Here is a 9,433-nt window from a genome sequence, read left to right as displayed (position 1 = left end):
CCGCTCGTGCTCGACAAGGGGCGCGGCCCGGGCGGGCGGATGGCGACCCGCCGTGCCACCGTCGAGGCGGGCGAGCTGCGCTTCGACCACGGGGCTCAGTATTTCACCGTGCGTGATGCCGGTTTCGCCGCGTTGCTCGACGCGCTGCCCGGTGCGACGGCGACCTGGAACGACGGCGGCGCGGAGCCGCATCGCGTCGGACGGCCGGGCATGTCGGCGCTGCCGCGGGCGATGGCCGCGGACCTCGATCTTCGGCAGGGTGTGGAGGTGACAGCGCTCGAACGCGCCGGTGCAGGCTGGCGGGTCGAGACGACGAGCGGTCCCATCGAGGCGGCGCAGGTGGTGCTGACGCTCCCCGCGCCGCAGGCGGCGCGGCTGCGCGGTATGCCGGAGACGCTCGTGCCGCGGCTCACGGCCGTGGAGATGGCGCCCTGCCTGACCTTGATGGCCGCCTTTCCCGCGGCGGCGCCCCGCCCCTTCGTGCAGGCACGCCCGGAGGGCGGCCCACTCGCCTGGATCGCGCAGGACAGCACGAAGCCGGGGCGCGCGGCCCACGCCACCGCCTGGGTCGCACAGGCGACGCCGGCGTGGAGCCGCGCCCACCTCGAAGAGGACCGCGCGACGATCGCGCAGCGCCTCCTGCCCGCGCTCGCGGCGGAAATCGGCGCCGCGCCCGAGGATGCCCTCCACGTCGCCGGGCATCGCTGGCGTTACGCGCGGGTGGCGACGCCGCTCGGCGCGGCCTTCCTGCGCGCACCGGAGGGGACGCTGCACCTCGGTGGGGACTGGTGCCTCGGTCCGCGGGTGGAAGCCGCATGGGCGAGCGGCGCGGCGATTGCGGAGGATCTGACGCGCACGCCGGCGCGGCAGGGCGACGGGGCGCGGCCATGAGCGTCCTCGCGCTTCTGACCACCGCGCTCCTCTTCGGGGGAATGGTGCTTTATTCCTTCGGCTTCGCGGCGTTCCTCTTCACGGCCCTGCCGGCCGAGACGGCCGGTGCGACGATCCGGCGCGCCTTCCCGCATTTCTATCTTTTCGTGCTCGTCGGCGCCGCGCTGGCGGCGGCGCTGCTCTGGCCGCAGGACCGCCTCGGCGCGGGCCTCATGGCCGCCGTGGCCGCGACGACGGTGCCTGCGCGCGAACTCCTGATGCCGGCGATCAACCACGCCACGGACACCGGGGCGCGCACGCGGTTCAAATGGCTGCACGGCCTCTCGGTGGCGATCACCCTCGGCCATGTCGCGGCGGCGGGCTACGTGCTCACCCGTTTCCTGCCGGTCGCCGGGGCCTGAACCGCGGGAGGCCGAGGACCGGGGCCTGCGGCACGGCGGCACGGTCCCGGCACTGCCGGCTGCACGCGCGCCCGGGATCAGGCGGCGGCATCGGCGTCGCCGGACAGCCGCGCGAGCCGCGCCAGCCGGTCAAGATCCGCGATCCGGTAGCGGCCGCCGCCGAGGCTCTGCACCTCGCCCTGCTCGGCGAGCGCGGAGACGGTGCGGCTCACGGTTTCCAGCGCGGTATCGCTGATGTCGGCCCAGTCGCGGCGCGGGAGCGGCACATCCACGATGAGGCTGCCGTCGGGCTGAGGCGTCGCCGCCATGTCCTGCGCGGCGTGCACGAGAAAGGCGATGACCCGCTCGCGGCTCGACAGACGGCCGCGCAACCAGATCTGCTCCCGTACACGGGAGAGCTGTTCGGCGGTGCTGGTCAGCATCTGCCGGCGCAGCGCCGCGTTCGCGTCCATTCCGCGCTCCAGCGTCGCGGGGTCGGTCACGCAGAGCGTCACGCGCGTTGCCGCCTCGAGCGTGTAGGCAACCGTGCGCCCCGGCATCGCCCCGATCAGGTCACCCGGCCGCGCCACGCCGAGGCCGACGCGCCGCCCCTCGGCGCTGAAGCGCACGAGGCGGACATAGCCTGTCTGGAGCACGCCGACACGCTCCGTCCGGTCGCCCTGATGGCAGAGCACCGTTTCGGCCGCCAGCGTCACGCAGCGCACCCTGGCGAGGTGCCCCAGATGGCAGCGCCCCGCGATCGTGTGCGGACACGCATCGCAGGGCGGCGCGTGATGGGGGCGTGGTTCACTCATGACGTCTCCCTCGCGTTCCGCTGGCCGATGCCCGCGCTCACCCGAATGCCGCGCCCTGCCGCCCTGTGCGCTCGTTTCCGGGCCCGGAACGGACCGCGGCGCAGCAGGCACGCGGCATTTCGACCGTCACCGGGCCGGTCGCACGCGTGACGGGTGAACCGCAGTGCGTCGTGTCGTGTCGATTCACGCTGCTCCGGCCACGGATGACCCTGCGGCAGGCAGGATAGCCGCGATTCGGGCGCGCGTCACATTGACGGGACACAACGTGCACGCGCCCCGTCCGGCACAGGCCGATTTTCGCCGAAGCGCGGTAAAAAATGGTGACGTGACATTATCGTTCGTTAGAAATGCAACAAAAGGGCGCAGCGTTGCACGCGGGACGTGCGGGGCGGGCCGCACCGTTTCGGCACGACTGGATTGGGCAAGATGAAAGACCTGCACTCTCTGCCCCCCTTCGCGGGACTGGACGGCGCCCTTCTGGCGGAACTCGACGCGATGTCGCGCCCCGCCCGCCTTGCGCGCGACGATGTCCTTTATCCGGCCGGCAAGGGGACCGATGCCGTCGGATACGTGATCTCGGGCGTTCTGCGCATGCGGAAGACGCTGGTGGACGGAAAACAGCAGATCGTCGGCCTGCTCGTCGAAGGAGACATCTTCGGGCGGGTGTTCGACGGGCCGATGCCGTTCTCGATCGAGGCGGCCTCGGACTGCGACATCATTCTGTTCGACAAACACGAATTTGAATCGCTTGTCGAACGGAACCCGGATCTGGAACGACTGGTCATCCTCGGCCTTCTCAACGAGCTCGACAGCGCGCGCGAATGGCTCGGGCTTCTCTGCAACCACCGTGCCACCGAGCGCGTTGCGGGCTTCCTGCTGTTCCTGCATCGGCGCTGGACCTTCATGCAGGAAAACAGGCTGTGCGAGGACGGCGTGACGGTGATCGACATCCCGATAAAGCGGCGGGATCTCGCACAGGTGCTCGGAACGCGACCCGAGGCGCTGAGCCGGGCGATCCACGCGCTGGAAAACGACGGCGTGATCGAGATCGTCACCCCCTACCGCCTGCGCGTTCTGGACTGCGACGCGCTTGCGCACCTCTCCGGCCACGACCTTACCGAGGACGACGTCGCAGCGCATCTCCACGCTCGGTGACGGGCCGGCGTTGACGGCCATCAATGCAGGCGGGGCACACGGGCGCCAAGGATCGTCACAGGCCCCGGAGGCATGCCTCCGGGGTCCGGTATCGCGCCCGGTCAGGGTCAAGTCCCCAGCCCGCGCCGTGCGTGGCACGCGCAGTTCCGCGCCGTCACGGTCGAGTCCAGCGACCGCCCGGCGCGGAACTGCGCCCTTGCACGCTGGCGCGCGGCGCCGCCCGCTCTATCTCCCCCGCCATGAGCGAATTGCCCCTCGAAAACGTTCAGGACTACCCGCGTCCTCCGGCACTGGAGCCCGTGCCGCAGCGCCTTCGCGTCCGGCTTGGCGGCATCCTCGCGGCGCAGACCACGCGCGGTTACCGCGTGCTCGAGACGCACCATGCGCCGACGTACTACATCCCGCCCGAGGACGTGCACGCCGAGCTTCGCCCGGCCCGTGGCCGCAGCCTGTGCGAATGGAAGGGGCAGGCGCGCTACTTCGACGTCGTCTGCGGCAGCACGACCGCACCGCGCGCCGCCTGGGCGTACGACCGGCCGAGCCCGCGCTTCCGCCCGATCGCCGGCTATCTCGCCTTCTACGCCGGAGCGATGGAGGCCTGTTTCGTCGGCGACGCAGACGTGCAGCCGCAGGCCGGCGACTTCTACGGGGGATGGGTCACGGACAACCTCCGCGGACACCCGAAGGGCGCCCGCGGCACCGAGGGCTGGTAGCCGCGCGCACGCGCGCGCCGCGGCCTGTCCCGATCCCTGACCCGCCCACCCCGATCCCGCCGCCCGGCCGGGCGCAACAGCACCTCGTCGGAGCGATGCGCGGGCGCGAGGCACCGACCCGACGGGGACGGCCTGTCGGGTCGGCCACAACGACGGGGCGACGATGTCTTGACGCCGCGCGCCGGGCCCGCGAAACACGCACAGGATGTCGGGTTGCAACCGAAGGTGACGAATTTTGCCACGACAGTTTCTGTCGCCCCCTCGCCGGCACAAGCGACGAGACCGGCCCGCATGCCGGTAGAGACGAGTCGCTAGCCCGGGGACAGCATGACCACCTTTCGCTTCATTCACAGTTCGGACCTGCATCTCGGCCGCCGATTCGCGAGCCTGCCCGACACGCCGGATGCGAACCTGCGCGGCCGCCTGACCGAGGCGCGCCACACCGCGCTGGGCCGCCTCGCCACGGCCGCGCGCGCCCACGGTGCGCGGGACATCCTGCTTGCCGGCGACACCTTCGACAGTCCCACGCCCTCCTATGCCGTGGTGCGGCAGGCCCTCGCCGCGATGGGGGAGAACGACGACCTCGCGTGGTGGCTCCTGCCCGGCAACCACGACAACCTGCGCGAGGCCGAGCCGCTCTGGGCCACGATCGCGCGCGACGCCCCGGCCAACGTGCATGCGCTCATCGACGCCGCGCCGGTGAGCCTCGGGGCCGCGGCGACGCTCCTGCCCTGCCCGGTGGCCTACCGTTCGGCCGGGCGCGACCCGACCGAGGCGCTCGTCACCATGCCGAGCGACGCGGGCACGGCGCGCATCGGGCTCGCGCACGGCGGCGTCACGGATTTCGACGACACCGGCGCGACCATCCCGCCCGACCGCGACCGGAGCGCGCGCCTCGACTACCTCGCCCTCGGCGACTGGCACGGCCGGCTGGAGATCGGCGCACGGGTGCACTACGCGGGCAGCCCCGAGCAGGACCGCTTCCGCCACGACCGGCGCGGCGTCTGCCTCGCCGTCACGCTCGAAGGGCCCGGCGCGGCCCCGCAGGTGCGCGAGATCGAGACCGGCGCCTTCCTCTGGACGCGGGCCGGGCTGCGCCTCACGCCGGGCCAGGACGCCGCCGCCGCGCTCGCCGCGCTCCTGCCGGAGGCCGGGCGGCGCGAGGTGCTGCTGAGCGTCTCGGCGGCCGGCCGCGCCAGCCTCGCCGAGCAGGCGCGACTGCAGGATGCGGCCACCCGCGCCGCGCCGGAGTTCGCGCATTTCCGTCTCGATACGGAGGCGCTCGCCACCCACTACGAGGAGGCCGATCTCGACGCCATCGACCGCGCGGGCGCGCTCCGCCTCGCCGCCGACCGGCTCCGCGCGGAGGCCACCGACGACGGCCTCTCGCCCGATCAGCGCGAGATCGCGAACGCCGCGCTCGCCCGGCTCTACGCCATCGTGCGGGAGATGCGGGAATGAAACTGCGTGCCATCCGCCTCGAGAACGTCCGCCGTTTCACCGAACCCGCGCGCGTGGCGGGGATCGGCGACGGGCTCAACGTGCTCTCCGAGCCCAACGAACAGGGCAAGTCCACCCTGTTCGACGCGCTGCAGGCGCTTTTCCAGCGCCCGCACGGCTCGAAGGACAAGGAGGTGCGCGCGCTGCGCCCCCACGCCGGCGGCGCGCCCGAGGTCGCCGTCGAGATCGAGACGGCCGAGGGGCGCTTCACGCTCTCCAAGCGCTGGCTCTCGAAACCCTGTGCCCGCGTCGAGAGCGGCGGACGACTGGTCGCGCAGGCCGACGCGGCCGAGGACTGGATCGCGCGGCTGATGGGCGACGCGGCGGGCGGGCCCGCGGGCCTTCTCTGGGTGCGTCAGGGAATGACCGGCCTCGACCACGGCAACCGGCGCGAGCAGGAAGCGGCGCTCGCCGCGCGGCGCGACCTCCTGTCCTCGGTCACCGGCGAGGTGGAGGCGATGACCGGCGGGCGGCGCATGGACGCCGCCCTCGCGCGCTGCGCCGAGGAGTTCTCCGACTACTGCACCACGACCGGCCGGCCCAGGACCGGCGGACCCTGGAAGGCCGCGCAGGAACGGGTCGAGCAGCTAAAGGCCGAGGAGGCCGAACTCGACGCCACGGCGCGGGCGCTGCACGCGGCGCTCGACGAGCGCCGCAGGCTCCGCCGCGACCTCTCCGATCTGGAAGAGCCCGAGGCCGCCGCCGCGCGCGCCAAGCGTCTCGCCGAGGCGCAGGCCGCCCATCAGGCCGCCGAGCGCCACGCCGAGCGCGTGGAGGGGCACCGCCGCGCGTTGCAGGCCGCAGAGCTCCGCGAGACCGACCTCGCCGTGCGGCTGGACGGGCTGCGGGCGGCGCTGGCCGAACGTGACGCCGCGACGGAGGCGGCAGAAGCGGCCACCGGCACGCGCGACGCGGCACAGGCCCGCGTCGCAGCGGCGGACGCGGCGGCGGAGGCGGCGCGCAAGGGGCTCGCCGCGGCCGATGCCACGCTCGAGGCCGCAGAGGCCGCGCACCGCGACGCCCAGCGCCGGCAGGCGGCGCGCGACGGCGCGGCGCGGCGCGCCGATCTCGCCGCCCGGCTGGAGCGGGCGGAGGCCGCGCGCACCGCGATGGAGGAGGCCGCCGCGGCGGCCCGTCACGGTCCCGACGCCGCCACGCTGCGCCGGCTGGAGGACCTCGACCGGGACCTCCGCGCCGCGCGCGCCCGCCGGGACGGCGCCGCACCGCAGCTCGTCATGCGCTACGCCGCCGGCTGCGCGGGCAGCGTCATGCGGGACGGCGAAGAGCTGCCCGGGGATACGCCGGTGCCGGTTCCCGAGGGCGCGGAGCTGACGCTCGCCGGGCTCGGCACGCTGACCGTGCGCCCCGGCACGGGCCCGCAGGAGGCCGCCGACACGGAGCGCGCCGCGACCGCCTTCGCGGAGGCGCTGGTCGCCGCGGACGCGGAGACCCTCGACGCCGCCCGCGCAGCCGCCGCCGCGCGCGCCGAGGCCGAGCGCCGCGCGGGAGAGGCGAAGGCTCGCCTCGAGACCGCTGCGCCGGAGGGACTGGAGGCGCTGCGCGCCGCGCGCGCCGCGATCCCCGAGACTGCGGAGACGGCGGAGACGACAGCCGAGGCGCCCCCGCTCGACCCCTGCACGACCGAGCGCGCGCTCGGCGCCGCACGCGCCGCCCGCGCGGACGCCGAGAACCGCCGCGCCGCCGCCGAGGCCACCGCGGCGGAGGCCCGCACCGCCGCCGCCCGCGCCGAGGCGGCCAGCGAGGCGGCAGACGCCCGTCGCGCGCGCGCCGCCACCGCCCTCGACCGGCTGGACGCGACGGATGCGACGGCGCTGGAGGAGGCGCTCGCGCAGGCCCGCGCGGCGCGCGAGGCCGCCGAGACGACGCTCGGGGAGGCCGAGCGCAACGCGCCCGACCTCGCCGCCGCGGGGGCCGCCCTCACCCGCGCGCGCTCGGTCGTGGATCAGGCCGCGACCCGCGTCGCCGAACTGCGCCCGGCGATCGCCGCGCTCGACGAGCGCATCGCGCAGGGCGCGGGCGACGCGGTGGAAGAGCGCCTCGCCGAGACCCGGGACACGCGCGCCGCCGCGGAGGCCGACCTCGCGCGGATCGAGCGCGAGGTGGCCACGCTGACGCGCCTGCGCGACGCGCTGGAAGCCGCCCGCGCCGAGGCGCGCGAGCGCTATTTCGAGCCGGTGGCGACCGAGCTCCGCCCGCTTCTCGGGCTTCTCTGGCCCGAGGCGGAGCTCGACTGGGGCGACGAGACGCTGCTGCCGCGCGCGCTGATCCGCGACGGGCAGGAGGAGCCGATCGACATCCTTTCGGGCGGCACGCAGGAACAGGTGGCGCTGCTCGTCCGGCTCGCCTTCGCGCGGATGCTGGCGAAGGACGGGCGGCACGCGCCGGTGATCCTCGACGATGCGCTGGTCTTCACCGACGACGATCGCATCGAGCGGATGTTCGACGCGCTCCACCGGCAGGCGAGCGATCTGCAGATCCTCGTCCTCACCTGCCGGCAGCGCGCCTTCCGCGATCTCGGCGGCCGCATGCTGCGCCTCGAGGGGGCGTCCGACGCGGGCGCATGACGGAGGGACGGAGGCGAGGGGGGACACGGTGTGAGCGACGACCGGACGGGATCCATCCGCCCCCAGGGCGACCATTCGCACGACGCGATCGCTCGGCGCATGCGGCAGATCCGCAGATGCTGGCAGCTTTCACAATCTGACCTCGGCGTGATCTGCGGCACGAAAAAGAATACGGTGTCTCACTGGGAGCATGGGCGGCAGCGGCCGACCATCGACCAGCGTGCGGCTCCGGTCGCACGCACCGGCCTGACCCTCGACTGGATTTACCCTGGCAACCCCGGCGGCCTGCCCCTTGAGGTCGCGCGCCGGCTCGGCCTGCTCTGACGCCATGTCGTTCCGCAAGGCCACCGACCTCCTCCGCCTCGCCGAGATCGCCGGCGCGCGCCACGGCGGCGTCTCGCTCGACGAGATCGAGGAAACCTTCGAGGTGGACCGGCGCACGGCCCAGCGCATGACCCGCGCGCTGGAGGACACCTTTCGCGGTGTGCGCACGCGCACGGACGAGAGCCAGCGCAAGTACTGGAAGCTCGACGCGGGCGCGGCGCGCATGGTCCTCGCGCAGGGGCTGCGCGAATCGGAGCTCACCGCCCTCGAGATGTCGGTCCGCCGCGCGGAGCGCGAGGGCGCGGCGCGCGATGCCGCGGCCCTCGCCCGGCTGCGCGACCGGCTGCTCGCCGCGATGCCGGGGCCGCATGCCCGCCGGGTGGAAGCGGACGCCGAGGCGCTGCTGGAGGCGCAGGGCTTCGCCTCGCGCCCCGGCCCGCGTGTCCGCGTGCGCCCGGACCTGCTGGGCGTGATCGCCGAGGCGCTGAAGGCGCCGCAACGGTTGACGATCGCCTATGCCGGGGCCCGCGACGCCGCGCCGCGCGCGCGCCGCGTCGAGCCCTACGGGCTGCTCCTCGGCACGCGGCGCTACCTGGTGGCCCGGGACGCGCGCGGCGACGGGCGCACCCGCCATTTCCGCCTCGACCGGATCGCGTCGGCGCGGCTGGAGCCCGAAAGCTTCGCGCGCGATGCCGGCTTCGACCTCGCCGCGCATGCCGCGCGCGCCTTCGGCTCCTTCCACGACGAGGACGAATACGGCGAGGTGGTCTGGCGCTTCGCGCCGGAGGCGGCGGCGGTGGCGCGCGAATTCGTCTTTCACCCCGGACAGGAGATGACCGAGGAGGCCGACGGGGCGCTCACCCTGCGTTTCCATGCCTCGGGACACCTGGAGATGGCCTGGCATCTCTACCAGTGGGGCGAGGCGGTGGAGGTGCTGGCACCCGAGGCGCTCCGGCGCATGGTCGAGGGGCACCGGCGCGGCGATTTCCCGGCCTTGCCCTGAGCGGGCCGGACGGGAGGGGGCGCTGCCCCCTCTTGGCCTGACGGCCAATTCACCCCCGGAGTACTTG

9 protein-coding genes are annotated in these 9,433 nt (G+C 74.3%); 8 read left to right on the top strand and 1 reads right to left on the bottom strand.

Translation table 11 applies throughout. From position 1 onward, the window contains the following. Together ACESL7_RS09005 and ACESL7_RS09000 are read left to right on the top strand one after the other, a co-directional pair. A partial coding sequence (locus ACESL7_RS09005) for an NAD(P)/FAD-dependent oxidoreductase (protein ID WP_372892987.1) occupies positions 1-891 on the top strand: 891 nt, incomplete at its 5' end. Then, positions 888-1,292: a DUF4149 domain-containing protein gene (locus ACESL7_RS09000; RefSeq protein ID WP_372892986.1), complete on the top strand. Its 405-nt coding sequence runs from the start codon at positions 888-890 to the stop codon at positions 1,290-1,292. The genes ACESL7_RS09005 and ACESL7_RS09000, both read left to right, overlap by 4 nt. Before the next feature lie 77 nt (positions 1,293-1,369). On the opposite strand, the gene ACESL7_RS08995 is transcribed toward ACESL7_RS09000, so the two are convergent. Continuing rightward, entirely contained in the window at positions 1,370-2,086 is a 717-nt protein-coding gene (locus ACESL7_RS08995; protein WP_372892985.1) for a Crp/Fnr family transcriptional regulator, read from the bottom strand. A gap of 426 nt (positions 2,087-2,512) precedes the next feature. Between ACESL7_RS08995 and ACESL7_RS08990 the strand changes: the two genes are divergently transcribed. The 6 genes from ACESL7_RS08990 to ACESL7_RS08965 all read left to right on the top strand — a co-directional run bounded on the left by ACESL7_RS08990 (position 2,513) and on the right by ACESL7_RS08965 (position 9,366). Then, positions 2,513-3,241: a Crp/Fnr family transcriptional regulator gene (locus ACESL7_RS08990; protein WP_372892984.1), complete on the top strand. Its 729-nt coding sequence runs from the start codon at positions 2,513-2,515 to the stop codon at positions 3,239-3,241. 239 nt (positions 3,242-3,480) lie between these two features. After that, on the top strand, positions 3,481-3,954 hold the full coding sequence (locus ACESL7_RS08985; protein ID WP_372892983.1) for a DUF427 domain-containing protein: 474 nt from the start codon (positions 3,481-3,483) through the stop codon (positions 3,952-3,954). 327 nt (positions 3,955-4,281) lie between these two features. Continuing rightward, entirely contained in the window at positions 4,282-5,415 is a 1,134-nt protein-coding gene (locus tag ACESL7_RS08980) for a metallophosphoesterase family protein (RefSeq protein WP_372892982.1), read from the top strand. Further along, the gene (locus tag ACESL7_RS08975) at positions 5,412-8,039 is read left to right on the top strand and encodes an AAA family ATPase (protein WP_372892981.1); all 2,628 of its coding nucleotides are present in this window, start codon (positions 5,412-5,414) and stop codon (positions 8,037-8,039) included. The genes ACESL7_RS08980 and ACESL7_RS08975 overlap by 4 nt, the downstream gene beginning before the upstream one ends. 30 nt (positions 8,040-8,069) lie before the next feature. Then, positions 8,070-8,363 (top strand): helix-turn-helix transcriptional regulator, encoded by a 294-nt coding sequence (locus ACESL7_RS08970; protein ID WP_372892980.1) that lies wholly within the window; start codon positions 8,070-8,072, stop codon positions 8,361-8,363. A gap of 4 nt (positions 8,364-8,367) precedes the next feature. Continuing rightward, a complete protein-coding gene (locus ACESL7_RS08965) occupies positions 8,368-9,366 on the top strand; it encodes a helix-turn-helix transcriptional regulator (RefSeq protein WP_372892979.1) in 999 nt (332 codons plus the stop codon). Positions 9,367-9,433 lie beyond the last annotated feature (67 nt).

It is taken from the genome of Rhodosalinus sp., from assembly GCF_041685465.1.
In the GTDB taxonomy this organism is placed as follows: domain Bacteria; phylum Pseudomonadota; class Alphaproteobacteria; order Rhodobacterales; family Rhodobacteraceae; genus Rhodosalinus.
The sequence above is the reverse complement of the archived record's forward strand: the minus strand, read 5'-3'. Positions and strand labels throughout refer to the sequence as shown.